This is a genomic window from Streptomyces sp. NPDC006516 (genome assembly GCF_040611875.1).
Lineage (GTDB): Bacteria > Actinomycetota > Actinomycetes > Streptomycetales > Streptomycetaceae > Streptomyces.
This window is the reverse complement of the sequence record NZ_JBEXPD010000001.1, coordinates 810,043-834,735: the sequence shown is the minus strand read 5'-3', so window position 1 is coordinate 834,735 and position 24,693 is coordinate 810,043. Positions and strand designations below refer to the sequence as shown.

Below are 24,693 nucleotides of genomic sequence, written 5' to 3'. Positions count from 1 at the left end.
GCCCGCAGGACGCCACACCTAGGGCATCTGCCCGATGTCTCCGCCCCGCCTCAGTCATCAGCATGGCCTGAACAGGCGCCCCGTCCGGGAGCGCGGTCGAGGCGGGTGCGGGGAGGCCGGGATGGCGGCGGGCGCGGTGGTACGGGATCGCACGGCCCTGCTGTGCCTCACGGGGTTGCTCGTGTCCGGTTTCGGCACGTCCGCGATGTGGCTGACCGCCGGGATCTGGGTCAAGTCCTCGACGGGGTCGGACAGTCTGGCCGCCCTGACGGTGTGCGCGATGTGGGCACCGGTGCTCGCGGGCCCGGCGCTCGGCACGGTAACCGATCTGCTCCCCCGCAGGCTGCTGCTGATCGTGGTGAACCTGGTGATGGCGGGCCTGATGGCCTCGCTGCTCCTCGTCGGCCCCGACCACCGGATCGGGGCGCTGTTCGCCGTCCTGTGCGTCTACGGGACGAGCGGCGTGCTCCTGGACGCGGCCGAGGCGGCACTGGTCGCCCGGGCCGTCGACGCGCGGCTGCTGGGTGACTTCAACGGGCTGCGTACGACTGCGAACGAGGGCATGAAACTGCTCGCGCCTCTCGTGGGCGCGGGACTGTTCGCCCGCTACGGGGCGGTCCCTGTGGTGGTGCTGGACGCGGTGACCTTCGCCCTGGCCGCCCTGGTCTTCGCGCGGCTGCGGGTCGAGGAGTCCGCCGGAGCGCGCGAGAAGGCCCGGGAGGCCGGGTGGGGCGGTACGGCGGAGGGGATACGGCTGCTGCGCGCGTCGCCGGTGCTGCGACCCCTGGTGTACGCCGGGGCGCTGACGATGCTGCTCGCCGGGCTCAACGGGGCTTCGGTGTACGCCGTGGTGGACGACACGCTGGGCCGTGCCCCGGCGTACACCGGAGTGCTGTACGCCTTCCAGGGCGCGGGTTCCGTCGCCGTCGGGCTGCTGGCAGGCCCTCTGCTGCGGCGGTTCCCGGAGCGGTCCTTCGCGGCGGCGGGCATCGCGGTGTTCGCGGTGGCCGTGGGAGCACGGGCGCTGGGCGGTGACGTGGTGGCCCTTGCTGCGAGCGTGGCCATCGGCGGGGGGCTGCCCTGCGTGCTGATCGCGGCCATGACGGCGGTGCAGAGGGAGACCCCGGACGCCGTACTGGGAAGGACCGCCGCGGCGGCCGGCTCCCTGATGACCGTGCCGAACGCGGTGGCCCTGGCGGGTGGAGCGGGGCTGGTCGCGGTGGTCGACGTACGGCTGCTGCTGGCTGCGGCGGCCGTGGCGGGACTGCTGACAGCGGCCCGGCTGGGTCCGGTCCGGTGGGAGCGCTCGTCGCGCGCCCCTACCGGCCGGCCGTCGTGACCCGGAGGCGTATCGCGCGCCCCGGGTCGCAGGGGGTGCACCGCGCGGCCCCACCATCGTCGTGATCCAGGGGCCGACGCGCGCACCCCCGCCGCGATCGCCCGTCGTCGTGATCCAGAGCCCCGCCGCCCCGGTCACGACCGCGTCGGGCCGGGCGGATCAGGCCTCGGAGGAGCGTGCCTCCGCGTACTCACGCGTCTCGGTCCGGGCGCCGGACGCCACGACCCGCGAGGTGCCCGGGGCCCGGTCCAGGAAACCCGCCGTGACCGCCACGGCGAGGCCGGCCACGGCCAGCACCGCGCCGACCAGGGCCGGAGACGTCCAGCCCCAGCCCGCCGCGATCGCGACGCCGCCGAGCCAGGCCCCGCCCGCGTTGGCGAGGTTGAAGGCGGAGTGGTTGGAGGCGGAGGCCAGCGTGGGCGCGTCCTTGGCCTTGTTCATCACGAGCATCTGGAGCGGCGTGGTCGTCATGAATCCGATGCCGCCGAGCAGCACGACCATGACCAGGGCCGCCCACTGCACGTGCACGGTGAACGGGAAGACCACGAGGACGACGGCCAGGGCCCCGAGCGACCCGTAGAGGGTGGGACGCAGCGCCCGGTCGGTCAGCGGTCCCGCCGCCAGCGCGCCCAGTGTCATGCCGATGCCGAACAGCGCCAGGACGAGCGTCACGGAGGATTCGCCGAAGCCCATCGCCTCGGTCGTCATCGAGGAGAGGTAGGAGTAGACGGCGAAGACACCCGCGAAGCCGAGGACGGCGGTGAGCAGGCCGAGCATGACCTGCCGGTTGCCGAGCGCGCTCAGTTCACGGCGTACGTTCTGGTGCGCCTCGACGGGGATCTGCGGTACGAGCCGGGCGAGCGCGGCCATGGCGCCCAGCCCGATCACCGCGACGACCATGAACGTGGCGCGCCAGCCGAGGTGCTGTCCCAGCAGGGTGGCCGCCGGTACGCCGACGATGTTGGCCACGGTCAGGCCGAGGAACATCGTGGCGACCGCGCGTGCCTGACGGCCGTCCGGCACGAGGCGGGCGGCGACGACCGCCCCGACCCCGAAGAACGCGCCGTGCGGGAGCCCGGCCAGGAAGCGGCCGGCCAGCAGCCAGCCGAAGTCGGGGGCGAAGGCGGAGGCGAGGTTGCCGATGGTGAAGACGGCCATCAGCAGCAGGAGCATCCGCTTGCGCGGGATCCTGGAGCCGAGGCCGGTGAGCAGCGGGGCACCGACGACGACGCCGATCGCGTACGCCGAGACGAGGTAACCGGCGGTGGGCACGGACGTTCCCAGATCGTCCGCGACGTTGGGCAGCAGGCCCATCATCACGAACTCGGTGGTGCCGATGCCGAAGGCGCTCACAGCGAGGGCGAGCAGGGCCAGGGGCATGGGGTAAACCTTTCGGGCAGGAGCCGCCCGGTCCGTTCGGATCCGGGTGGCGGTGGTGTGAGTGCGGGAGCGTCGGCTTCATTGCCGTAACGGGTTATGTATCCCGTCGGAACAAAGTCTCTCAGACGTTTTATGCCCGGACGTGAACATGCCGTTGCGCCGGGGTGTGATCTGGGCATCACTCGGTGGGTGCGCCTGCCCCGGGGCGGGCCGGCAGGACCCGCCCCGAGGACACCGACAGCACCCCCGCGGCCGCGAGGGCAGCGCACATCAGCAGGGCGCTCACCCAGACCGGGGCGCGGAAGCCGAGGCCGGCGCCGAGGGCCAGGCCGCCCAGCCAAGGTCCGGCCGCCGCACCGACGTTGAAGGCCGCCGTCGCGAAGGAGCCCGCCAGGGTGGGGGCGTCGGGAGCCAGGTGGAAGACCCTGGTGATGAGTGTCGTCCCCGTACCGAAGGCCAGCGCGCCCTGGAGCAGGACCAGTGCGAGGGCCGCGGCCGGGTGCGCTGCGGTCAGGGCGAGGGCGGCCCAGCCCAGGGCCAGCGCGGTCATGCCGATCCCGGCGACCGCGTCCGGGCGGGCGTCGGCCAGCCGTCCGGCCAGGGTGACACCAGCGAACGAGCCGACGCCGAACAGCGCGAGCACCAGGGGCACCCACCCCGCACCGAATCCCGTGACCCGGGTGACCAGCGGTTCCAGGTAGGAGAAGGTGCAGAAGGTCGCGCCCTGCACGAGCGCCATCACCAGCAGGGTCAGCAGCAGCCGGGGCCGGGCCAGGGCCCGCAGTTCACTCCTCGCGCTCACCTGCGGCACTCCGCCGGTCCGGTCTTTCGGCACGGCGGCCAGCAGCGCGACCGCCGCCGGTACGGACACCAGGGCCACGGCCCAGAACGCCGAGCGCCAGCCCCACAGTTCACCGAGTGCCGCCCCCGCCGGGACGCCCACCACACACGCGACGGTGACCCCGCCGACGACCACGGCGGTGGCCCGCGCCCGCTGGTGCGGGCCGGCGATGGCCAGCGCGGTCACCAGCGCCACCGCCCAGAAGCCGGCGTTGGCCAGCGCCCCGGCCACCCGGGTGGCGAGCAGCACCCCGTAGCTGGAGGTCAGGGCGCCGGCGACGTGGACGGCGACGAAGACACCGAGGAAGAGCAGCAGCGCCCGGCGGCGGGGCCAGGCGCGGCCGGCCAGGGCGGTGAGCGGCGCGCCCACCACCATCCCGACCGCGAAGGCCGAGGTCAGCAGCCCGGCGGCGCCCAGCGAGACGTCCAGGTCACCGGCGATGCCCGAGAGCAGGCCGGACAGCATGAACTCCGATGTGCCCTGGGCGAAGACGGCCAGCCCGAGCACGTACACAGCGAATGGCATGAGAAGGAACCCCTTGTACGGAACCGTCGGAGGAACGAGCGGTGTGCAGGGGATGCGGGCCGCGCCCGTCGTCACGCGTCGGGGCGCAAGGAACGGTCGTCACGCGCCGGGGCGCGAGGACGGTCGTCACGCGCCGGGCGCGAGGACGGCGACACGGTGGAATGTCCGGTGTTCTCACGGGACATGAGGATCGGGCCCACACCGCCGAGGAGGATCCGGCGGTGGCGACGGCGCGACGGGGGAAGCCGGGTGACCGCTGGGGTCAGAGGCTTGCGGCGTCACGGGCCGGCCACCGGCGAACCGGCGGCCGGAGTCTGTCGGACTCGGGGCTGGACATGGGGGCGAGCCTACTCGGTCCCGAGCCGCACACGGGCCGCGATCGGGAGGTGGTCGCTGTCGGTGGCCGGGAGAGTCCAGGAGGCCATGGGCTCGACGCCCCTGACCATGATCTGGTCGATCCGCGCCATCGGGGAGGCAGCGGGCCAGCTGAAGCCGAAGCCGTCGCCTGCGGCGCCCTGGGTGGAGCGCATCTGGGCGGTGACGGCGTTCAGCGAGCGGTCGTTCATGGTCCCGTTCAGGTCGCCGAGCAGGACCACGCGGTCCAGCGGTTCGTCGGCGATCGCCTCGCCCAGCGCGTCCGCGCTGTCGTCCCGCTGGTTGGCGGTGAAGCCCGCGTGCAGCTTGACCCGCACGGAGGGAAGGTGGGCGACGTAGACCTTGACCCGGCCCTCGGGGGTGGTGACCGTGGCCCGCATCGCGCGGGTCCAGCCCAGCTTGATGTCGACGGGGCGGGAGTCCGACACCGGGTACTTGCTCCACAGGCCGACCGTGCCCTGCACCGAGTGGTACGGGTAGCGGTCGGCGAGCGCGTCCTCGTAGGCGGCGACCTTGCCGCCGGGCAGTTCCTGGAGGGCCACGACGTCCGCGCCGGAGCCCGCGACCTGCTGGGCGGTGCCCGCGGGGTCGGGGTTGCCCGCGTTGACGTTGTGGGTGGCGACGGTGAGGTCGCCGCCGGTGCCCGACTTGTCGGCGAACAGGAGGCCGCCGAAGAGGTTGAACCAGACCGCGACCGGCAGGACCAGGGCGATCAGCGCGGTGGCTGAGCGCCGGACCAGTCCCAGGACCAGCAGCAGCGGCACGAGGACGCCGAACCAGGGCAGGAAGGTCTCGATGAGGCTGCCGAGGTTGCCGATGGCGTTCGGGATCTCGGCGTGGAAGACCATCACGAGGGTCAGCAGCACCGAGCAGAGCGCGAGGACGATCCCGCGCCGCCAGATGCCCCGGTCGGAGGTCAGTCTGCGGCGCAGGGCCTGGAAGCGGGTGTCCGGCCGCGGACCCACGTCGGCGTTCTCGGTGTCCGCCCTGTACGCCTGCACCATTGCGCTCGTCCTCACTGCCTTGCCTTGCACATCACCGCGCCTCACGACCCTAGGCGATGGGTGACGTCATTCCCGCCGTCGACGACGGCCCGTACTGCCATCAGGACGACCGAAGCGGCGTGATGGGTTCCGGCAGGAGGGACGGACGTGCGCCTTGTGACAGAACGATCACACAGGAGTGGCCTTGGGTTCACCGGTCGTGACCTGCTGTTTCGCCGCCCGGGGCGCGAGGCCCTGGAGCAGGGTACCGATGATGCGGTCGGCGAGGTCCTCCGGCAGGGGCGCCTCGGGACGGTGGACGGTGCGCACGAGCATGGGCCCCAGGAACAGGTCGTCCATGAACTCGACGTCGAGGTCGTCGCGGAGCTCGCCCGCGTCCACCGCCCGCCGGACGGCGGCCAGCATCGCGACGCGCCGGGGCGTGACGACGGTGGCCTGGTACTCGGCCCACAGCCGGGGGTGTTTCTTCATCTGGACGAAGACGTTGTGCAGCAGGGCGGAGGACCGCTGCGCGAGTCCGCGCGTACGCATGGACTCCAGCAGCACGCGCAGGTCGTCCAGGCCCGCGCTGCCGGAGACCGTGGGATCGGCGGGCTCGATGTCGCGCAGGACGTCGACGAAGAGCTCCTCCTTGCCGCTCCAGCGGCGGTAGATGGTGGCCTTGCCGACCCCAGCGGTCCGGGCGATGCGTTCGATGGAGAGACCGTCGAGGGTCTCCCCCGCCTCCAGCAACTGGACGACGGCGTCCAGGATCGCCCGCTCCACTGCCGCGCTGCGAGGACGGCCCCGGCGGGGCTCCGCCTCCTGGCAGGGCGTTGCGGGCGGGGCAGCCCGGTCCTCGGCGGGGCCCTGTGCCCGGCCCCCGGCCTCGTCCCGTGCCGGGTTCTGTGCCGCCTGCCCCACCTGGGCCCCTCTCACTGCGCCTGTCCGCCGTTCGCTGTTTCGCCGTCCGCCCCGATTCTCGCCGACCGGCGGGTGCCGGGGCGAACGGCGGGGCCGGGTCAGCGCTGGTGCACCGGCTCCTCGGCCGGGGCTCCGCCGGACACCTGCCCGGCGCCCTGGACCGGCTGCCTGCCCGGGAGGAACGCGGCCACCACGACGGCGCCGATGAGCGCGACCGCGGCCGAGCCGAGCGCGGTGACGTGCATCGCGCCGATGAAGGCGTCGTTCGCCGCCGCGACCAGCGGCTTGCCAGCCGGACCCAGCTTCTCCGCGACGCCGAGGGTGGCTTCGATGGACTCGCCGGCCACGTCCCTCGCGCCGGCCGGTACGGCGCCGAGGTGGCCCTCGATGTCGCCCCGGTAGACCGTGGAGAGCACCGAGCCGAGTACGGCGATGCCGAGCGCCCCGCCGACCTGGCGGAAGGTGTTGTTGATCGCGGAGCCCGACCCGGCCCGCTCGCGGGGCAGGGCCTGCATCACGGCCACCGTGACCGGCGGCATGATGTGGGCCATACCGGTGCCCTGGACGAAGAAGACCACGCACAGCACCCACAGGGGCGTGTCCGTGCCGAACAGCGCGAAGGCCGCGAGACCGGCCGCGACGAGCAGCATGCCGGCCGTGCAGACCGCGCGGGCGCCGAACCGGTCGACGACCAGGCGGGCCCGCGGAGCGAAGATCATCTGGGCGGCGGCGAGCGGCAGGATCAGCAGCCCGGACTCCAGCGCGGTGTAACCGCGCACGCTCTGGAGGTAGAAGGCGGAGAAGAAGGTGACGCCCATCAGCGCGAAGAAGACCAGCGCGATGGCGGCGACGGCGGCGGAGAAGGCCGGCTTCCTGAAGTACGAGATGTCGATGGACGGGTGGTCACTGCGTTTCTCGTGCCACACGAAGGCCGTCAGGACGAGCAGGCCGCCGATCAGCGGTGCGAGGACGGTGACGTCGGTGAAGGAGGCGAGCTCGCCGCCGCGGATGATGCCGTAGACCAGCAGGACCAGGCCGACGATGGACAGGACGACGCCGAGCGGGTCGACGCGGCCGGGCGCCGGGTCCTTGGAGTCGGGCACGAGGAGGGCCATGGCGACGAGCGCGACGACCACCACGGGCACGTTGACCAGGAAGATCGAGCCCCACCAGAAGTGCTCCAGGAGCACGCCCCCGGTGATCGGGCCGATCGCGATGCCGAGGCCGACGCTTCCGGCCCAGATACCGATGGCCTTGGGCTGCTCGTCCCGTTCGAAGACGTTCATGAGGACGGCGAGGGTGGCGGGCATCACGAACGCCGCGCCGAAGCCCATCAGCGCGCGCCAGGTGATGAGTTCACCGGGCGTGGTGGAGAGCGCGGCGAGGCCGGAGCCGATGCCGAAGACGAGGATGCCGGCCAGCAGGACCTTCTTGCGGCCGATGCGGTCGCCCAGCAGGCCGGCGGTGAACAGCAGCCCGGCGAAGACGAGCGTGTAGGAGTTGATCGCCCACTCGAGCTCGCTCTGGGTGGCGCCGATACCGGTCGGCGCGGGGCTGGCGATCGTCTTGACCGCGACGTTCAGGATCGAGTTGTCCAGGACGACGATGAGCAGGCTGAACATGAGGACGCCGAGAATGGCCCAGCGGCGGCGGTGGACCGCCTCCGGGACGCGTGGCGCGGCGGCTGAGGCGCCGGACGGTATGGACATGGCCACGACTCTAGGCGCGTTCCAATACGAGACCGTCTCGTATTGGAAAGTCTTTACCCGGTCGCCCCGCACCGTTCACCGGCGGCGCCGTTCGGGCGCCGCCGGTGGGCCCACTTCACGGGAACGGCCGCGGGATGCCACCATGGAAGGGATCCGGGGACGCCGTCAGGGCGCCTCGAGATGACGAAGGAGCCGTTGGCCATGTCGCTTCAGGCTGCGCAGAACCAGCCCGCCACTCCCCCCGCGGGACCCACTCCCGGTGCGGGCAAGGCCCTCTACGGGGGCAAGAGCACCCGCCGCATCAGTGTCCACGACATCGCCGCCGCCACCGAGCGCGGCGAGAAGTGGCCCATGCTCACCGCCTACGACGCGATGACCGCGTCCGTCTTCGACGAGGCCGGCATCCCGGTGATGCTCGTCGGCGACTCCATGGGCAACTGCCACCTCGGTTACGAGACCACCGTGCCGGTCACCATGGACGAGATGGCCATCCTCTCGGCCGCCGTCGTACGGGGCACCAAGCGCGCCCTCATCGTGGCCGACCTCCCCTTCGGGGCGTACCAGGAGGGCCCGGTCCAGGCCCTGCGCAACGCCACCCGGCTGATCAAGGACTCCGGCGTCGGGGCGGTCAAGTTGGAGGGCGGCGAGCGCTCGCACGAGCAGATCCGGCTGCTCGTGGAGGCGGGAATCCCGGTCATGGGCCACATCGGCCTGACCCCGCAGTCCGTCAACGCGATGGGCTACCGCGTCCAGGGCCGCGGCGAGGAGGCCGCCCAGCAGCTGCTGCGCGACGCCAAGGCGGTGCAGGACGCGGGCGCGTTCGCCGTCGTCCTGGAGCTCGTACCGGCCGAGCTGGCCGCAGAGGTGACCCGCATCCTGCACATCCCGACCGTCGGCATCGGCGCCGGGCCCGAGACGGACGCCCAGGTGCTCGTCTACACCGACATGGTCGGGCTGACCGGCGGCAAGGTGCCGCGCTTCACCAAGCAGTACGCCGACCTGCGTCAGGTGATGACCGACGCCGCCAGGGAGTTCGCCGAAGAGGTCGTCGGCGGCACGTTCCCCGCGCCGGAGCACACCTTCCACTGACGCACCGCTGACCACTGCCGCACCACCGACAGCCCGCCGACTTCCCCCATCGGCGGGCTGTCGCCTGCTGTCACCGACATGTCGGTGACTTGTCGGTGAGCGCTGGTCTGATGGTCTGCATGACGCGAATCGACAAGAACCTCATCAGGGGCGGCACCAACGCCGTCGAGGTACGGGGGCTGGTCAAGCACTACGGCACGACCAAGGCACTGGACGGTGTGGACCTCGACGTACGCGAGGGAACCGTCCTCGGTGTGCTCGGTCCCAACGGTGCCGGCAAGACCACCCTCGTACGCTGCCTGTCCACCCTGATCCAGCCCGACGCCGGGCACGCGGTCGTGGCGGGCTACGACGTGGTGAAGCAGCCGCGCCAGCTGCGCCGCACCATCGGCCTGACCGGGCAGTACGCCTCGGTCGACGAGAAGCTCTCCGGCTGGGAGAACCTCTACATGATCGGGCGCCTGCTCGACCTGCCGCGCAAGAAGGCCAGGGCCCGCGCCGACGAGCTGCTGGAGCGCTTCTCGCTGACCGACGCGGCGAAGAAGGCCGCGATGGACTACTCCGGCGGCATGCGGCGCCGGCTGGACCTGGCGGCGTCCATGATCGGCAGCCCCGCCGTCCTGTACCTCGACGAGCCGACGACGGGGCTCGACCCCCGCACCCGCAACGAGGTCTGGGACGAGGTGCAGCGGATGGTCGCCGAGGGGGCGACCGTGCTGCTCACCACCCAGTACATGGAGGAGGCCGAGCAGCTGGCCAGTGAGCTCACCGTCATCGACCAGGGCAGGATCATCGCCAGCGGCGGGGTGGACGAGCTCAAGGCCAGGGTCGGCGGCCGCACCCTGCAGATCCGCCCCTCCGACCCGGCCGAACTGGCCGCGATGGCGCAGGCCCTGCGGGAAGCCGGTCTCGACGGCGTCGCGGGTGCCCAGGCGGTCCCGGACGAGGGGCTGCTCTACGTGCCGATCCTCAGCGACGAGCAGTTGACCGCGGTCATCGGGCTGCTCGGCACCCGGGGCTTCTCACTCGCCCACGTCGCCACCGCGCTGCCCAGCCTGGACGAGGTGTTCCTGGCCATCACGGGCGACAAGGCCACCGTCACCGACACGAACCCCCAGGAGGTCGCGGCATGAGCACGACGACTCTGACGCCCACCCCCACCGGCGCGGGCACGTCCGCACCCTCCGCGAAGCCCCACGACGAGGGCCGGATCGGTCTGCGGAACAACCTGCGGCACATCGGGGCACTCGTACGGCGCAATCTGCTCCAGATCAAGAAGGATCCGGAGTCGATGTTCGACGCGCTCCTGATGCCTGTCATCTTCACGCTGCTGTTCGTGTACGTCTTCGGCGGCTCGGTCGGCGGCAGCATGGGAGGCGGCCGGCAGGAGTACCTCAACTACCTGATCCCCGGTCTGATGGCGATGATGGGCATGAACATCGCCATGGCGGTCGGCTCCGGTGTCAACGACGACTTCCGCAAGGGGGTCATGGACCGGTTCCGCACGATGCCGATCGCCCGCTCCTCGGTGCTCATCGCGAAGATCGTGGTCGAGCTCGGCCGGATGATGGTCGCCACGCTGATCCTGCTGGGCATGGGCTTCGCGCTCGGTATGGAGCTCCAGGAGTCCGTGCTCGGGCTGATCGGCGCGATCGCCCTGTCGGCCGCCTTCGGTGCCGCCATCATGTGGATCTTCATCCTGCTCGGACTGACCATGAAGACGGCTCAGGCCGTCCAGGGAATGGGGATGCTCGTGCTGATGCCGCTCCAGTTCGGTTCGTCCATCTTCGCGCCGACGCAGACCATGCCCGGATGGCTCCAGACGTTCACCGACTACAACCCGCTGTCCAACCTGGCCGACGCGGCCCGCGCCCTGATGATGGGCGGCCCGCTCGCCCACTCGGTCTGGGTGACGCTCGGCTGGACCGTGGTCATCACCGCGGTGATGGCCCCGCTCGCGGTGGCCAAGTTCCGCAAGAAGTCCTGACGTCCTACTCGTCCAGGTACGCGTACAGCAGGGCGGTGGCCTCCTCCAGGGTGAGGCCGCCGCCCTCCGCGTACGCGGCCCGGTAGGCGTCGTCCGTCAGGCCGTGGCGGGCGACGGCCTCGGCCCTGGAATGGTTCAGCCGCTCCGTCCGGGTGGGGACGTATCCCTCGGGGAGGAGCCTCGCGTGTAGACCCAGCAGCCGGGCGGCGTCGGCGGCGCGCCCCTCCCCACCGGTGCCGGCGAGCGCCCAGGCGACGGTGACGAGGTGGATGGCGGTCATGTGCGGGGCGACCATCTCCGCCATGGTGTCCCTGGACCGCTCCAGTGCCCTTACGGACCTGGGCAGGGCGATGCCGTAGAGCCCTTCCAGGTTGTCCAGCCACGCCTGGATGCCCAGCACGAACCCCTCGAAGAGCGCCACCGATTCGGCCGCGAACAGCTCGCGCAGCACGTCCAGGTGCTCGCGCGCCTCGGCGACACGGCCGGTCCTGCCCAGCCACATCGCGAGATGCATCCGGGCCACGGGCCTGGCCTCGGCGCCGGACCAGCGTTCGTCGGCGAGCAGCTCGCGCAGGATGCGCTCCCCCTCCTCCCCGCGGCCCGTGTCGCAGAGGGCGCCCGCGTACCTGGACCGCAACACCGCGACCTGGGCGTCCGCCCCGATCTGTTCGGCGTAGGCGATGCCCGCACGGAAGTCCTCGGCGGCGGCGGCGCTGTCACCGGCGCGTTCCCTGGCCTCGCCCCTGGAGGCGAGTGCCTCGGCGGCGCCCCACGCGTCCCCGAGCCGCAGGAAGATCTCCAGGCTCTCGTCGGCGTCCCGCCCGGCCTCACCGGCCCAGTCGGGCCGGCTGGCGAGCGCGTTGGCGCGCAGATGGAGGGCGGTGGCGAGCTCCCATTCGTCACCGAGGTCCCGGCAGGTACGCACCCTGCCGTCCAGGAGCTCACGGAACTGGCCCACCTCTCCGGTGAACATGACGGCGAACAGCCACAGTGAGCCCGGGGTCCGGCAGGCCTGCGGCTGCCCCGGACGGTAGGTGCGGGCGATGATCCGGAGCCGGTCCAGCCCCGCCCCCGTGGTCCACTCGTCGGCGTTGTGGTCCATGTTCGCCAGCTGGACCAGCCGCACCCCGCGCCGGGCCTCCTGCAACTGCTCGTCCGGCATGGGCGGCGGACGGTCGGTGCAGCGTTCGTACAGCGAGGGGACGGGCCCGGCGGGTTCGGTGAACGGGTCGGGGCCGAGCGCGGCGACCGCCTCCGACCACAGGCGCGCCTCGGTCCGCAGATCGCGCATCTGCCAGTACCAGAAGAGGCAGTGCACGAGGCAGAGCGCCTCGTGCTCGTCCCGCGCGGCCACCGCACGCCGCAGTGCGGTGCGTACGTTCTCGTACTCGCGCAGGAACAGGGCGAGCGCGGCCCTCTGTTCCGCTCCACGGAGCCGGGGATCGGTGGTGCGGGCGAGCTCCCGGTAGTGGACGAGGTGACGCCGTTCGGCGGCGGGGCGCTCCCCGGACGCGTCGAGGTGTTCCGCGGCGTACTCGCCGACGGTCTCCAGCAGGCGGTAGCGCATGTCGCCGTCGTCGCCGGGCACGGCCACGACCAGGGACTTGTCGACCAGGGAGCCGAGCAGCGGCGCCACGTCGCGGGGGTCGCCCGTCTCCGTCCCCGGCAGGGAGCAGACCTGCTCCGCCGCGGTCAGGTCGCAGCCGCCCGCGAACACCGACAACCGGCGCAGGACGGCGCGTTCGCCGTCGTCGAGCAGGTCCCACGACCAGTCGACGACCGCGCGCAGGGTCTGCTGGCGCGGGAGGACGGTGCGGCTTCCGCTGGACAGCAGGCGGAAGCGGTCGTCGAGACGGTCGGCGATCTGGCGCGGGCCGAGCATCCGCAGCCGGGCGGCGGCCAGTTCGATGGCGAGCGGAAGGCCGTCGAGCCGGTGGCAGATCTCCGCGCAGGCCGCGGCCGTCCCGGCGTCGGCGTCGACCCGGAAACCCGGCCGGGCCGCGGCGCCGCGGTCGGCGAACAGGCGCAGGGCCATGGGGTCGGGCAACGGGCCCAGGGGGCGCACCAGTTCGCCGGGGACGCCGAGCGGCTCACGGCTGGTCGCGAGGACGGTGAGGCCGGGGCAGTGGGCGAGGAGGTGGTCGGCGAGCCGGGCCGCGGCCGTGACGACGTGCTCGCAGTTGTCGAGCAGCAGGAGCATGCGCCGCGGGGAACAGTGGTCGGTGAGATGGGCCAGCGCGGTCCCGGCCCCGGAGCCGCGTTCGACGGCGCGGATCCCTTCGGCGCCGGCGCCCCGCAGCACGGTCTTGCGGGCGCCCAGCGCGCTGATCACGGCCTCGGGCACGGCCTCCGGATCCTCGACCGGGGCGAGTTCGGCCAGCCATACACCGTCCGGCCACAGGGCGGAGACCGTCTCGGCGGCCTCCTGGGACAGCCGGGTCTTGCCCGCCCCACCGGGACCGAGCAGGGTGATCAGCCGCGCCCGGGTCAGGTCCTCGCCCAGGGCCGCGATGTCGGCCTCGCGCCCGACGAAGCTGGTGAGCCTGGCCCGCAGGTTGCCCTGCGCCGGGCGGGGGCCGGGAGCGGGGGCCGGCCCGGGCCCGTCCTGGCGGAGCAGCTCACCGTGCAGGGCGCGCAGGGCGGTACCGGGGTCGGCGCCCAGGCGGTCGGCCAGTACGGTGCGGACCTCGTCGTAGGCGGCGAGCGCCTGGGCGGTGCGCCCGGCGTCCCGCAGCGCCCTGATCCTCAGGGCCTGGAGGGGCTCGTCCAGGGGGTGGTCGGCGCAGAGCCCGGCGAGTTCGGGGAGCGCCTCCTCGGGACGGCCCTGCGCGAGGACCGCCTCGATCCTGGCCCTGCGCGCGTCCAGGCGCAGGGCCTCCCAGCGCGCCGCCGCCACGGCGCGGTCCGGCAGGTCGGCGAGGGCCGGCCCGCGCCACAGGGCGAGCGCCTCGTCCAGGAGGGGGGCGGCCTTCACCGCGTCGCCCTCGGCCATCGCCCGTACGCCCTCGCCCGCCAGCCGCTCGAAGCGGTGCAGGTCGACGGTGTCCGGTTCGGCGGCGAGACGGTAGCCGTTCTCCGCGGAGACCACCGCCTCCCGCCCCAGTGCGCGCCTGAGCCGGCCGACCAGCGCCTGCAGGGCGCCCTGGGCGTCGGCGGGCGGGTCGTCGGCCCACACCTCGTCGACGAGCACGCCGGCCGGGACCGTGCGGCCCGGCCGGAGCGCGAGCACGGTGAGCAGGGCGCGCAGCCGCGCCCCGCCGAGGGCGACGGCCGTGCCGTCGGGGCGGAGGGCGCGGGTGGTACCGAGGATGCCGTAGTGCACGCGCCCATTCTCCGTGACGCCTCGCGGCCTCGTGGAACTACCACCCGCCCACGAGACGTTCTCGGCGTGCCACCGCGTACCCTCGGGGGCTCGTCGCGATCCGCCGGCCACCGCCCAGTCCTCAGGAGTTCCGTCGATGACCACCGCGTTCCGCCGCCCCAGCGACCGGCGGGTCAGTCCGATCTTCCTGGGGATCGTCGCCGTCATGGCCGTCTCGGGCTGGGCGGTGTGGACGGGCTTCGCCGAGCAGACCGGCTTCGCCGTCTTCCTCTTCGTCACGGCGGCCTGGATCGTCTCGCTCTGCCTCCACGAGTACGCCCACGCGCGCACCGCGCTGCACAGCGGTGACATCTCGATCGGGGCGAAGGGCTATCTGACCCTCAACCCGCTCAAGTACACCCATGCCCTGCTGAGCATCGTGCTGCCCGTGCTGTTCGTGATCATGGGCGGCATCGGTCTGCCGGGCGGTGCCGTCTACATCGAGCGGGGCCGTATCAGGGGGCGCTGGAAGCACAGCCTGATCTCGGCGGCCGGGCCTCTGACGAACGTGCTGTTCGCCGTCGTCTGCACGGCGCCGTTCTGGCTGGGCGGGCTGGACGGTGTCCCGCTGCCGTTCCGGCTCGCGCTCGCCTTCCTGGCCCTGCTCCAGGTGACGGCGGCGATCCTGAACTTCCTGCCGGTCCCGGGGCTCGACGGCTACGGCGTGATCGAGCCCTGGCTCTCGTACAGGATCCGGCGCCAGGTGGAGCCGTTCGCGCCGTTCGGGCTGCTCGCGGTCTTCGGGCTGCTGTGGATCCCGGAGGTCAACGGCGTGTTCTTCGACGCGGTGGACGCGCTGCTGCGTGGCCTGGGCGTCAGTGAGGTCGAGACGTACTGCGGCCTCGACACCTACCGCTTCTGGCAGGAGTGGTTCGGCGACCAGGATCCGGGCTGCGCCCTGATCCGCTAGCGCGCGGCGGCCTCGGGGCGGGACTCCGCCTTGTGCTTGCGCAGGTAGAACCAGGCCATGTTGGAGGAGAGGCCGGCCAGCAGCACCCACACGATGCCGAGGAAGCTGCCCTCGACGAAGGAGACCACGGCAGCGGCGACGGCGAGGACGCAGACGACGAGGGAGTACAGAGCGAGGCGGGGCATGAGGGCTGGATGCTCCTGTCCGGGGATGGTGCGCGGTCCTCCCCAGTGTCCCTCATGCCCGATTCGGATCCGCGCACGGGCTCCTCACACGTCGGTGGTGCGCAGCCCCGCGTGTGCCTTGTAGCGGCGGTTGACGGAGATCAGGTTCGCCACCAGCGACTCGACCTGGTGGGCGTTGCGCAGCCGGCCGGCGAAGACGCCGCGCATGCCGGGGATGCGGCTCGCGAGCGCCTGCACCGTGTCCGTGTCGGCACGCGCCTCGCCGAGCACCATCACGTCGGTGTCGATCTCCTCGATGGACTCGTCCTGGAGCAGCACCGCCGACAGGTGGTGGAAGGCCGCGGTCACCCGCGAGTCCGGCAGCAGGGCCGCGGCCTGCTCGGCGGCGCTGCCCTCCTCGGGCTTCAGGGCGTAGGCACCCTTCTTGTCGAAGCCGAGCGGGTTGACGCAGTCGACGACGAGCTTGCCGGCCAGCTCCTCGCGCAGGGACTCCAGCGTCTTGGCGTGGCCGTCCCACGGCACGGCGACGATCACGATGTCGCTGCGGCGCGCGCACTCGGCGTTGTCCGCGCCCTCGACGCCGTGGCCCAGCTCGGCCGCGGCGGCCTCGGCGCGGTCGGCGGCGCGGGAGCCGATGACGACCTTCTGTCCGGCACGGGCGAAACGGTAGGCGAGGCCACGGCCCTGGGGTCCGGTTCCGCCGAGTACGCCGACGGTCAGTCCGGACACGTCGGGGAGGTCCCACGGGTCCTTGGCGGGGGGCTTGGACGCGCTGCCACTGTCATTCGTAGTCATGCCGCCGACCCTACTGCGAGGTAAGGAACGCGTACCCGAAGCGGAACGCTGTGCGACGAGGGTCACGGCGGACGGCCCCCGTATCCACGAATTCCGGCGGCCCGCTCCCCGTTCGGGTGGATTACGGCGATCGGGCAGTCAGGAGGGCACGGCCGGGGGCAAGATGCCGGGCCATGGATGCCGTGCGTGTCGCACTGTTGCGTGAGGTCCTCGCGGGGACGGAGTGGCCCGCCGCGGCCAGGGGGTTCGCCCGTACCCTGCGGTCGTCCGTCGTCCCGCGGGGCGGGGGGCTGCTGCTGGTGGGGACCGAGGTCTACGAGCCGTGGCACATGGCCGCGCACCTGGTCGACGAGTCCACCTGGTCGGGAATCCCGCAGCTGCGTCCCACGCTCGTACGCCACCGCGTGGAGCCGGACGACCCGGTGCACCTGGCCGTCGGCCTGGGCCGGATCGAGGCGGCCGGGCGGGGCGAGACGCTGCTCGTGGTCGCGCCGGAGCGGCCGGACGGCGGGCTGCTGGAGCGGGTGCACGACGCGCGCCGGGCGGGGGCGACCGTGCTGTCGCTGGACGGCGGCGATCCGGAGGTGCGGGGCCTGGCCCACGAGGCGCTGACGGTGACCGCCGACGACGACGTGGATCTGGACACCGTGCAGCACCTGGTCAGCGCGGCGGCGGGCGAGAACGGCACCCCGTCCCCCCGGGGCCGCCGCACCTTCCGCGACCGGCTCTCCCGCCTCGCCGACCAGCTGACGGCCCCGCCGCCGGCCCGCTGGTGACGCCCGGACCCCCGTGCGTCACCACGCGAGGGGATGCGGCGCCCGTACGCCCGGGAGGACGCAGCGGGACGTGACGCCCGTACGCGGCGCCCGTGCCGGCCTGCTAGTCCGGCATCTCGTCCGAGGGCCGGTCCGCCCGGTCGTGCCATTTCGGGTCGTTCTCCCACTCCAGGTTCCGCTCGCGCGCCGTGTCCATCGCGCGCTGCGCCTCCCCCTGGGTGGCGTACGGACCGAAGCGGTCCTTCGCCGGGCACTCGGGCCCTTCCTCCACCTTCTTGTGTTCCAGGCAGTAGTACCATTCGCCCGGTTTGCCCACCGTGCGCTTCTTGAACAGGGCCATTGCGGGATCCTTTCCTCGTTGCCATGGTGCCCCGAGCGCGCTGGTTAGACTCGCCGACATGTCTGGCCAGTCACTGCTCGTACCAGGGGAGATCACTCCCGTCCGTTCCGTACCCGGAAACATCCGGCGCCCCGAGTACGTCGGGAAGCCCGCGCCCACGCCATACACCGGGCCGGAGATCCAGGACTCCGACACCGTGGAGCGCATGCGGATCGCGGGCCGCATCGCGGCACAGGCGATGGAGGAGGCCGCCAAGCACATCGCGCCGGGCGTCACCACCGACGAACTCGACCGAGTGGCGCACGAGTTCATGGTGGACCACGGGGCATACCCGTCGACCCTCGGCTACCGGGGCTTCCCGAAGTCGCTCTGCACCTCACTCAACGAGGTCATCTGCCACGGCATCCCCGACTCCACCGTGCTGCGGGACGGTGACATCGTGAACCTCGACGTCACGGCGTACATCAACGGTGTGCACGGCGACAACAACGCCACCTACCTCTGCGGCGACGTCGACGAGGAGTCGCGGCTCCTCGTGGAGCGCACCCGCGAGTCACTGAACCGCGCCATCAAGGCGGTCCGGCCCGGCCGGCAGATCAACGTGATCGGCCGCGTCATCGAGTCGTACGCCAAGCGTTTCGGCTACGGGGTGGTGCGCGACTTCACCGGGCACGGGATCAACTCGTCGTTCCACTCCGGGCTGATCATCCCGCACTACGACAGCCCGCACGCGACGACCGTGATGCAGCCCGGGATGACGTTCACCATCGAGCCGATGCTCACGCTCGGCACCCACGACTACGACATGTGGGACGACGGCTGGACCGTGGTGACGAAGGACCGCAGGCGGACCGCCCAGTTCGAGCACACACTGGTGGTCACGGAGACGGGCGCGGACATCCTGACCCTCCCGTAGGGCGCGTCCCGCTGCGGCGCTCAGCGGTGGCACCGGCTCACGGTGGCAGCGGTGGCGGCGCTTCACTGCCGCGGCGGTTTTACCGACAGGCAGTCGGGAACCTGTTGACTTAGGTATGCCTAAGTAGGAAGATCGGCGTATCGGCGCGCGTCGGCACGCGCAGCTTGCACCGGTATGCACGCTCATGTCCGGACTTCCCGTCCCCCAGGTCCCCGGAGGCCCGCCTTGGACGCAACCGCCACCACCCCCTTCTCCACGCTCATCCGAACCGCCTCGCACGAGCAGCACACGGAGGCCGAGTCCTCGACCTTCATGAGCGACATGCTCGGCGGGCGGCTCGGTGTGGACGCGTACACGCGGTACACCGAGCAGCTGTGGTTCGTCTACAGGGCGCTGGAGGCGGGAGCGGAGAGCCTGCGTGCGGACCCGGTGGCCGGGCCCTTCATACGGCCGGAGCTGATGCGCCGGGCCGAACTGGAGCGCGATCTCGGTCATCTGCGGGGCGAGGGCTGGCGCACGGGGCTGGAACCGCTGCCCGCCACCGCCGCGTACGCCGAGCGGGTCGCCGAGTGCGCCCGGGAGTGGCCCGCCGGATACGTGGCGCACCACTACACCCGCTACCTCGGGGACCTCTCCGGCGGCCAGATCATCCGGGGCACCGCCGAGAAGACCTGGGGCTTCGAGCGCAAGGGCGACGGGGTGCGCTTCTACGTGTTCGAGCAGATCTCCAACCCGGCCGCCTTCAAGCGGGAGTACCGCGAGCTGCTGGACGCGGTGAACGCCGACGATCTGGAGAAGCAGCGCATCGTGGACGAGTGCAAGCGCGCCTTCGCGCTGAACACCGCCGTCTTCCGGGAGCTCGGTGAGGTCTTCCCGCTCAGCGCGTGAACGTGCGCGCGTGTGACCGCGCCCGTGACCCCGGGGTCACGAGGCGAGCACCAGAAGGACGCGGCCCCCGACCTCCATCGTGCCGTCCGGCGCGGGCGCGGTGAGGATCTGGGAGCCGCGTCCTTGTGTGATGTTCAGGGCGCGGCCGAGCTCGGCGCTCAGCAGCATGGCCGCCGCGCCGGTCGCCTCGTCCTCCGCGATGCCGTCGTCGCGCCTCGGGAAGGCGCGGGCCCGCACCCGGCCCGCGGCCTCGTCCTCCCAGGCCCAGACATAGACCCAGCCCTCGCCGGGCGGCGGGCCGGTCAGCGCCTCGACCTCGGCGACCGAGTCGTACCGCTCCAGCGCCCTCGGCGGCGCCCACTCGGGGCGGGCGGTGATCCAGGTGAACTCCCCGTCCTGGCGGGCCGTCACGTCCCCGACGGGCAGCTCCAGGAGGTCCAGATCGAGCAGCCAGGCCGCGCCGACGAGCGGATGCCCCGCGAAGGGCAGCCGCAGACCGGGGGTGCGGATGTCCACGGTGCCGCGCTCCGGATCGTCCACGAAGACCGTCTCGCTGAAGCCGAGCTTCCTTGCGAGCGCCTGCCGGGACTCGTCGTCGGGATACGTGCGTCCGTCGCGTACGACCCCGAGTGCGTTGCCGTGGCTGCCGTCGGGGCCGCAGAACACGCGCAGTACGTCGATGCCGGCGGGTACGTCGAAGTCGTTCACGTCCGCATTCAAGCACCCGCGCGGGGCCCTCTCCACGCCACGGGGCCGCACCGGCGTCACGCTGCCCGTGCGGCCCGTCTGCGCGTCCCGGCTCCGGGGTCCCGGCTCCGAGGTCCAGATTCCCGCACCCACGGACCGGGGTCCCGCTCGTCGTACCGAAAAGGCTTGCTTGACCCGCGTTTGACCTCCCTGTGGGTTCCCCATGAATGCACCGTGACCAGGCTGTTCCCAACGCGGCCGAGTGAGAGCTGAATCACTTCACCAACGGCTGGCGGCCCGGTGAGGCGCGGTTAAGTTAGGCCAGCCTCACCTGCTGTTCGTCCGCACCGTCCCTGCTCTTTCACCTTTGTGGAGCCCTCATGCGAGCCCTTCGTCCCTCCGTCGTCACCGCTGTCGCCGTGGTGACCGCTCTGACCGTCGTCACGGGCTGCGCCGAGAAGAGCGACGGCAAGGGCGACGGAGCCGTCCAGGTCGTCGCCAAGGACAGCTCCTGCGAGGTGTCCTCGAAGAAGATCCCGGCCGGACACGTCGAACTCGCCGTGGAGAACAAGGGATCGAAGGTCACCGAGGTCTACGTCCTCTTCCCGGACGACCGCATCGTCACCGAGCGCGAGAACATCGGCCCGGGCACCAAGGCGAGGATCACCGCCGAGATCAAGGCCGGTACGTACGAGATCGCGTGCAAGCCGGGCATGAAGGGCAAGGGCATCCGGCAGACGGTCGAGGTCACCGGAGGCAAGACCGCCGAGCGCAGCCCCGAGATGGACAAGGCCGTCGCGGACTACCGCACCTATGTGCAGGCGCAGGCCGACGAGACGCTGCCCAAGGTGAAGGTGTTCACCGACGCCGTCGCCGCGGGCGACATCGAGGCGGCCAAGAAGGCGTACGCCGTCTCCCGCATCGGCTGGGAGCGGACCGAGCCGGTGGCCGAGTCGTTCGGTGACATCGACCCGAAGGTGGACGTCCGCGAGGACGGCCTGGAGGACGGCCAGGAGTGGACCGGCTGGCACCGCCTGGAGAAGGCGCTGTGGCAGGACGGGAAGCTGGGCGCCGAGGAGAAGGCGCTCGCGCCAGTCCTCCACAAGGACCTGGAGGACTGGCAGAAGCGGGTCGGCCGGGCGGACATCACCCCGACCTCGATGGCGAACGGCGCCAAGGAGCTCCTCGACGAGGTGGCCACCGGCAAGGTGACCGGCGAGGAGGAGCGCTACAGCCACACCGACCTCGTCGACTTCAAGGCGAACGTCGAGGGCGCCGAGCGGTCCTACGAGCTCCTGAAGCCGATCGCGTCGAAGAACGACGCCGCGCTGACCGCCTCCCTGGACAAGCGGTTCGCGGCGCTGGACACCCTGCTGGACAAGTACCGCGCGGACAAGACCTCCTACGACTTCACCCCGTACGACAAGGTCGGCGCGGCGGACCGCAAGGAGCTCTCCGACGCGGTCAACGCGCTCGCGGAGCCGCTGTCCAAGCTGGCCGCCGCGGTCACGAAGTAGGGGCGTTTCGATCATGACGGGGACAGGAACCGAGGGTGAGGGGGCCGGCGGCGCCCCTTCACGCCGTGCACTGCTCGGCTGGGGCGGTGCCGGGCTGGCGATCGGGGCCGCGGCGGCGGGCGGCGCCGTCGCCGCCGTGCGCTCCGGCGGGGACGCGGAAACCGCGGCGGACAGCGGTGCGGCGGTCCCCTTCCACGGCGCGCACCAGGCGGGAATCGCGACCGCGGTGCAGGACAGGCTGCACTTCGCCGCGTTCGACGTGACGACGGAGGACAGGGCGGAACTCATCGCTCTCCTGAAGGAGTGGACCCGGGCCGCCGAGCGGATGACGGCGGGCCGGACCGTCGGCGAGGGGGCGTACGGAGGGGTGGCCGAGGCCCCGCCGGACGACACGGGTGAGGCACTGGGCCTCAGGCCGTCCCGGCTGACGCTCACCATCGGCTTCGGCCCGTCCCTGTTCGCAGAGGACCGCTTCGGCCTTGCGGACCGGCGGCCCGAAGCGCTGGTGGAGCTGCCGAAGTTCCCCGGTGACAACCTGGACGCCGCCCGCAGCGGCGGGGATCTGTGCGTACAGGCCTGTGCGGACGACCCGCAGGTCGCCGTGCACGCCATCCGGAACCTCGCCAGGATCGGCATGGGCCGCATCGCCGTCCGCTGGTCCCAGCTGGGGTTCGGCAAGACGTCCTCGACGACGCCGCACAGCCAGACCCCGCGCAACATGATGGGGTTCAAGGACGGCACCCGGAACATCTCCGGCACGGACGAGGCCGCCCTGCGCAAGCACGTGTGGGCCGGCGCGACGGACGGCACCGGGTGGATGGCCGGTGGGTCGTACCTGGTGGCCCGGCGCATCCGCATGCACATCGAGACCTGGGACCGGGCCCCGCTCCAGGAGCAGGAGGACATCTTCGGCCGCGACAAGGGCGAGGGCGCCCCCGTCGGCAAGGCCAAGGAGCGCGACGAGCCGTTCCTGAAGGCGATGCTGCCGACCGCGCACGTGCGCCTTGCGCACCCGGACAGCAACAACGGGGCCAGGATGCTGCGCCGGGGCTACTCCTTCACCGACGGTACGGACGGCCTGGGCAGGCTCGACGCGGGGCTGTTCTTCCTGGCCTACCAGCGGGACGTGCGCACGGGCTTCATCCCCGTGCAGCGCGGCCTCGCGGCGTCGGACGCGCTCAACGAATACATCCAGCACGTGGGTTCGGCGGTCTTCGCCGTTCCGCCGGGCGTCCGCGACACGGACGACTGGTGGGGCCGGGCGCTGTTCTCATGACCTGGCTCTCATGACCCGCACCGTGGAAGGACCGGTATGTTCGGCAATTATCTGATCGGCCTGCGCGAGGGGCTCGAAGCCGGCCTGGTCGTCTGCATCCTCGTCGCCTACCTGGTCAAGACCGGCCGCCGTGACGCGCTGCGCCCGGTGTGGGCCGGCATCGCCATCGCCTGCGCCATCTCGCTGGCATTCGGCGCCGCGCTCGAATTCGGCTCCCAGGAGCTGACGTTCGAGGCGCAGGAGATGCTCGGCGGGTCGCTGTCGATCATCGCCGTCGGGCTCGTGACCTGGATGGTGTTCTGGATGCGGCGTACCGCGCGGCATCTGAAGCGGGAGCTGCACGGCCGGCTGGACACGGCGCTCGCCATGGGTACGGGCGCCCTGGTGGCCACCGCCTTCCTGGCGGTGGGCCGTGAGGGTCTGGAGACCGCGCTGTTCGTGTGGGCGTCGGTGCGGGCCAGCGGCGAGGGTTCCTCCTCGCCGCTGATCGGGGTGCTGCTGGGCATCGCGACCGCGGTGCTGCTGAGCTGGCTGTTCTACCGGGGTGCGCTGAGGATCAACCTGTCGAAGTTCTTCACCTGGACGGGCGGCATGCTCGTGGTGGTGGCGGCCGGTGTGCTGGCCTACGGCGTGCACGACCTGCAGGAGGCCCGGTTCCTCGGCGGCCTGGAGGACAAGGCGTTCGACGTCACGAGCACGATTCCGCCGGACAGCTGGTACGGCACCCTGCTCAAGGGGGTCTTCAACTTCCAGGCCGATCCGACCGTTCTCCAGGTCACGGTGTGGGCGCTGTATCTCATCCCCACGCTCGCGCTGTTCCTCGCCCCGGTAGGGTTCAGGCGGTCAGTGCGGACGACGGATCAGAAGGCGCAGAAGGCAACGGATGAGAAGGCTGGGTCGACTGGCGGCGGGGCTCACGACGGCGACGGTGCTGGTCGTGACGGCGAGCGGCTGCGTGACGGTACACGGTGAACTGGAAGTAGTGCCGGGAGCGACGAAGTCCGAGGCCGCGAAGGCCCTGGAGGACTTCACCGTCGCGTACAACAAGGCGGACAAGGCGTACGATCCGGCGCTGGACGCGGACCGGGTGACCGGTTCGCTCGGTGCGATCAACCAGGCGGGTCTGGCCGCGCGGCAGAAGACCAGCCCGGAGGGCAACGCGGCACACAAGCCGCTGGAGTTGACCGACGCCTCCTACACCATCCCCAAGAAGGCCGGCTGGCCGCGCTGGTTCCTCGCGGACACCGACTCCAACCGCGACGAGGACAGCGGCAAGCAGGACACGCGCTGGCTGCTGGCGTTCGTCCGCACCGGGCCGGACGCGCCCTGGAAGGTCGCCTATCTCGCGGTCGTCTCCCCGTCCGTGATACCGGAGTTCGGCAAGGACGCCGACGGGTGGGCGCGGCCCGTGCCCTCGGCGGACGAGGACTCCGCCCTGGCCACCGCCCCCGCGGACCTGAGCACCACGTACACCGACTACCTGAGGGACGGCGCGCCGGACGTCTTCGCCCCGGGGGCCACGACCTCGGGCTGGCGTGACGCGCGGAAGAACACCCGCAGGGCGGGCTTCTCGTACCAGTTCGTCGACCAGGCGCTGGATTCCGGGACGTTCGCGCCGCTGGGCCTGCGCACGGAGGACGGCGGGGCGCTGGTGTTCTTCAGCAGCAAGCACTTCGAGCGGCAGACGGCGGCGCAGGGGCTGCGGCCGACGGTCACGGCGGACGTGCGGGCGCTGCTGACCGGCGAGGTGAAGAGCACCCTCACCAAGGAGCGGGTCTCCAGCCAGCTGGTCTACGTCCCGAAGAAGGACGCGGGGGGTACGGACGCCAAGGCGCGCGTGCTGAACCGGCTGCCCGGCCTGGTGGCGGCGCAGGGGTCCTGACCGGGCGG

22 protein-coding genes are annotated in these 24,693 nt (G+C 72.0%); 12 read left to right on the top strand and 10 right to left on the bottom strand.

Annotated features, from left to right (window positions below; all coding sequences use genetic code 11):
• Window positions 1–121: 121 nt before the first annotated feature.
• A complete protein-coding gene (locus tag ABZY45_RS03680) occupies window positions 122–1,339 on the top strand; it encodes an MFS transporter (protein WP_356735708.1) in 1,218 nt (405 codons plus the stop codon).
• Window positions 1,340–1,498: 159 nt separating this feature from the next.
• Here the strand turns inward: ABZY45_RS03680 and ABZY45_RS03675 are convergent, their stop codons facing one another.
• The 5 genes from ABZY45_RS03675 to ABZY45_RS03655 all read right to left on the bottom strand — a co-directional run bounded on the left by ABZY45_RS03675 (window position 1,499) and on the right by ABZY45_RS03655 (window position 8,076).
• Entirely contained in the window at window positions 1,499–2,719 is a 1,221-nt protein-coding gene (locus ABZY45_RS03675; RefSeq protein ID WP_356735706.1) for an MFS transporter, read from the bottom strand.
• A 178-nt stretch (window positions 2,720–2,897) separates the two neighbouring features.
• Window positions 2,898–4,085: a Cmx/CmrA family chloramphenicol efflux MFS transporter gene (locus ABZY45_RS03670; RefSeq protein WP_356735704.1), complete on the bottom strand. Its 1,188-nt coding sequence runs from the start codon at window positions 4,083–4,085 to the stop codon at window positions 2,898–2,900.
• Between the two features lie 347 nt (window positions 4,086–4,432).
• Window positions 4,433–5,464 (bottom strand): endonuclease/exonuclease/phosphatase family protein, encoded by a 1,032-nt coding sequence (locus ABZY45_RS03665; protein ID WP_356735702.1) that lies wholly within the window; start codon window positions 5,462–5,464, stop codon window positions 4,433–4,435.
• 168 nt (window positions 5,465–5,632) lie between these two features.
• Window positions 5,633–6,367 (bottom strand): TetR/AcrR family transcriptional regulator, encoded by a 735-nt coding sequence (locus ABZY45_RS03660; protein ID WP_356735700.1) that lies wholly within the window; start codon window positions 6,365–6,367, stop codon window positions 5,633–5,635.
• Between the two features lie 98 nt (window positions 6,368–6,465).
• Window positions 6,466–8,076, bottom strand: coding sequence for an MFS transporter (locus ABZY45_RS03655; protein ID WP_356735698.1), 1,611 nt, complete (start codon window positions 8,074–8,076; stop codon window positions 6,466–6,468).
• Window positions 8,077–8,277: 201 nt separating this feature from the next.
• Here ABZY45_RS03655 and panB point away from each other — a divergent pair, with 201 nt between their 5' ends.
• The 3 genes from panB (at window position 8,278) to ABZY45_RS03640 (ending at window position 11,152) form a co-directional block, all read left to right on the top strand.
• Window positions 8,278–9,165 carry a 3-methyl-2-oxobutanoate hydroxymethyltransferase gene (gene panB / locus ABZY45_RS03650; RefSeq protein WP_356735696.1) on the top strand — a complete coding sequence of 296 codons (888 nt, stop codon included), beginning with the start codon at window positions 8,278–8,280 and terminating at the stop codon, window positions 9,163–9,165.
• A 119-nt stretch (window positions 9,166–9,284) separates the two neighbouring features.
• Window positions 9,285–10,298 carry an ATP-binding cassette domain-containing protein gene (locus tag ABZY45_RS03645; RefSeq protein ID WP_356735694.1) on the top strand — a complete coding sequence of 338 codons (1,014 nt, stop codon included), beginning with the start codon at window positions 9,285–9,287 and terminating at the stop codon, window positions 10,296–10,298.
• Window positions 10,295–11,152 carry an ABC transporter permease gene (locus tag ABZY45_RS03640; RefSeq protein ID WP_356735692.1) on the top strand — a complete coding sequence of 286 codons (858 nt, stop codon included), beginning with the start codon at window positions 10,295–10,297 and terminating at the stop codon, window positions 11,150–11,152. The genes ABZY45_RS03645 and ABZY45_RS03640 overlap by 4 nt, the downstream gene beginning before the upstream one ends.
• A 4-nt stretch (window positions 11,153–11,156) precedes the next feature.
• Here the strand turns inward: ABZY45_RS03640 and ABZY45_RS03635 are convergent, their stop codons facing one another.
• Window positions 11,157–14,474, bottom strand: coding sequence for a BTAD domain-containing putative transcriptional regulator (locus ABZY45_RS03635; protein ID WP_356735690.1), 3,318 nt, complete (start codon window positions 14,472–14,474; stop codon window positions 11,157–11,159).
• 136 nt (window positions 14,475–14,610) lie between these two features.
• On the opposite strand from ABZY45_RS03635, the gene ABZY45_RS03630 reads away from it, so the two are divergent.
• Window positions 14,611–15,423, top strand: coding sequence for a site-2 protease family protein (locus tag ABZY45_RS03630; RefSeq protein ID WP_356735688.1), 813 nt, complete (start codon window positions 14,611–14,613; stop codon window positions 15,421–15,423).
• Here the strand turns inward: ABZY45_RS03630 and ABZY45_RS03625 are convergent.
• Both ABZY45_RS03625 and npdG read right to left on the bottom strand, forming a co-directional pair.
• Window positions 15,420–15,608 (bottom strand): hypothetical protein, encoded by a 189-nt coding sequence (locus ABZY45_RS03625; protein ID WP_356735686.1) that lies wholly within the window; start codon window positions 15,606–15,608, stop codon window positions 15,420–15,422. The genes ABZY45_RS03630 and ABZY45_RS03625 overlap by 4 nt on opposite strands.
• 84 nt (window positions 15,609–15,692) lie before the next feature.
• A complete protein-coding gene (npdG, locus tag ABZY45_RS03620; protein WP_356735684.1) occupies window positions 15,693–16,403 on the bottom strand; it encodes an NADPH-dependent F420 reductase in 711 nt (236 codons plus the stop codon).
• 173 nt (window positions 16,404–16,576) lie between these two features.
• On the opposite strand from npdG, the gene ABZY45_RS03615 reads away from it, so the two are divergent.
• Window positions 16,577–17,179: a hypothetical protein gene (locus ABZY45_RS03615; protein ID WP_356735682.1), complete on the top strand. Its 603-nt coding sequence runs from the start codon at window positions 16,577–16,579 to the stop codon at window positions 17,177–17,179.
• A 103-nt stretch (window positions 17,180–17,282) separates the two neighbouring features.
• On the opposite strand, the gene ABZY45_RS03610 is transcribed toward ABZY45_RS03615, so the two are convergent.
• A complete protein-coding gene (locus tag ABZY45_RS03610; protein WP_356735680.1) occupies window positions 17,283–17,519 on the bottom strand; it encodes a hypothetical protein in 237 nt (78 codons plus the stop codon).
• 58 nt (window positions 17,520–17,577) lie between these two features.
• On the opposite strand from ABZY45_RS03610, the gene map reads away from it, so the two are divergent.
• Together map and ABZY45_RS03600 are read left to right on the top strand one after the other, a co-directional pair.
• Entirely contained in the window at window positions 17,578–18,435 is an 858-nt protein-coding gene (map, locus tag ABZY45_RS03605) for a type I methionyl aminopeptidase (protein ID WP_356735678.1), read from the top strand.
• A 225-nt stretch (window positions 18,436–18,660) separates the two neighbouring features.
• A complete protein-coding gene (locus tag ABZY45_RS03600; RefSeq protein ID WP_356735676.1) occupies window positions 18,661–19,323 on the top strand; it encodes a biliverdin-producing heme oxygenase in 663 nt (220 codons plus the stop codon).
• A gap of 36 nt (window positions 19,324–19,359) precedes the next feature.
• Here ABZY45_RS03600 and ABZY45_RS03595 read toward each other — a convergent pair whose 3' ends face one another.
• Entirely contained in the window at window positions 19,360–20,031 is a 672-nt protein-coding gene (locus ABZY45_RS03595) for a PhzF family phenazine biosynthesis protein (protein ID WP_356735674.1), read from the bottom strand.
• A 359-nt stretch (window positions 20,032–20,390) separates the two neighbouring features.
• On the opposite strand from ABZY45_RS03595, the gene efeO reads away from it, so the two are divergent.
• The 4 genes from efeO to ABZY45_RS03575 are packed head-to-tail and all read left to right on the top strand — an operon-like array spanning window position 20,391 to window position 24,685.
• The gene (gene efeO, locus ABZY45_RS03590; protein ID WP_356735672.1) at window positions 20,391–21,527 is read left to right on the top strand and encodes an iron uptake system protein EfeO; all 1,137 of its coding nucleotides are present in this window, start codon (window positions 20,391–20,393) and stop codon (window positions 21,525–21,527) included.
• Window positions 21,528–21,540: 13 nt separating this feature from the next.
• A complete protein-coding gene (gene efeB, locus ABZY45_RS03585) occupies window positions 21,541–22,803 on the top strand; it encodes an iron uptake transporter deferrochelatase/peroxidase subunit (protein ID WP_356735670.1) in 1,263 nt (420 codons plus the stop codon).
• Window positions 22,804–22,839: 36 nt separating this feature from the next.
• Window positions 22,840–23,775 carry an iron uptake transporter permease EfeU gene (gene efeU / locus ABZY45_RS03580; protein ID WP_356735668.1) on the top strand — a complete coding sequence of 312 codons (936 nt, stop codon included), beginning with the start codon at window positions 22,840–22,842 and terminating at the stop codon, window positions 23,773–23,775.
• Window positions 23,687–24,685, top strand: coding sequence for a hypothetical protein (locus tag ABZY45_RS03575; protein ID WP_356735666.1), 999 nt, complete (start codon window positions 23,687–23,689; stop codon window positions 24,683–24,685). The genes efeU and ABZY45_RS03575 overlap by 89 nt, the downstream gene beginning before the upstream one ends.
• The last annotated feature ends 8 nt before the right edge of the window (window positions 24,686–24,693 follow it).

Coding starts and splice junctions, on each gene's coding strand:
- ABZY45_RS03680 (WP_356735708.1), top strand. CDS start 122: ATGGCGGCGGGCGCGGTGGTACGGGATCGCACGGCCCTGCTGTGCCTC.
- ABZY45_RS03675 (WP_356735706.1), bottom strand. CDS start 2,719: ATGCCCCTGGCCCTGCTCGCCCTCGCTGTGAGCGCCTTCGGCATCGGC.
- ABZY45_RS03670 (WP_356735704.1), bottom strand. CDS start 4,085: ATGCCATTCGCTGTGTACGTGCTCGGGCTGGCCGTCTTCGCCCAGGGC.
- ABZY45_RS03665 (WP_356735702.1), bottom strand. CDS start 5,464: ATGGTGCAGGCGTACAGGGCGGACACCGAGAACGCCGACGTGGGTCCG.
- ABZY45_RS03655 (WP_356735698.1), bottom strand. CDS start 8,076: ATGTCCATACCGTCCGGCGCCTCAGCCGCCGCGCCACGCGTCCCGGAG.
- panB (WP_356735696.1), top strand. CDS start 8,278: ATGTCGCTTCAGGCTGCGCAGAACCAGCCCGCCACTCCCCCCGCGGGA.
- ABZY45_RS03645 (WP_356735694.1), top strand. CDS start 9,285: ATGACGCGAATCGACAAGAACCTCATCAGGGGCGGCACCAACGCCGTC.
- ABZY45_RS03640 (WP_356735692.1), top strand. CDS start 10,295: ATGAGCACGACGACTCTGACGCCCACCCCCACCGGCGCGGGCACGTCC.
- ABZY45_RS03630 (WP_356735688.1), top strand. CDS start 14,611: ATGACCACCGCGTTCCGCCGCCCCAGCGACCGGCGGGTCAGTCCGATC.
- ABZY45_RS03625 (WP_356735686.1), bottom strand. CDS start 15,608: ATGCCCCGCCTCGCTCTGTACTCCCTCGTCGTCTGCGTCCTCGCCGTC.
- npdG (WP_356735684.1), bottom strand. CDS start 16,403: ATGACTACGAATGACAGTGGCAGCGCGTCCAAGCCCCCCGCCAAGGAC.
- ABZY45_RS03615 (WP_356735682.1), top strand. CDS start 16,577: ATGGATGCCGTGCGTGTCGCACTGTTGCGTGAGGTCCTCGCGGGGACG.
- ABZY45_RS03610 (WP_356735680.1), bottom strand. CDS start 17,519: ATGGCCCTGTTCAAGAAGCGCACGGTGGGCAAACCGGGCGAATGGTAC.
- map (WP_356735678.1), top strand. CDS start 17,578: ATGTCTGGCCAGTCACTGCTCGTACCAGGGGAGATCACTCCCGTCCGT.
- efeO (WP_356735672.1), top strand. CDS start 20,391: ATGCGAGCCCTTCGTCCCTCCGTCGTCACCGCTGTCGCCGTGGTGACC.
- efeB (WP_356735670.1), top strand. CDS start 21,541: ATGACGGGGACAGGAACCGAGGGTGAGGGGGCCGGCGGCGCCCCTTCA.
- efeU (WP_356735668.1), top strand. CDS start 22,840: ATGTTCGGCAATTATCTGATCGGCCTGCGCGAGGGGCTCGAAGCCGGC.
- ABZY45_RS03575 (WP_356735666.1), top strand. CDS start 23,687: ATGAGAAGGCTGGGTCGACTGGCGGCGGGGCTCACGACGGCGACGGTG.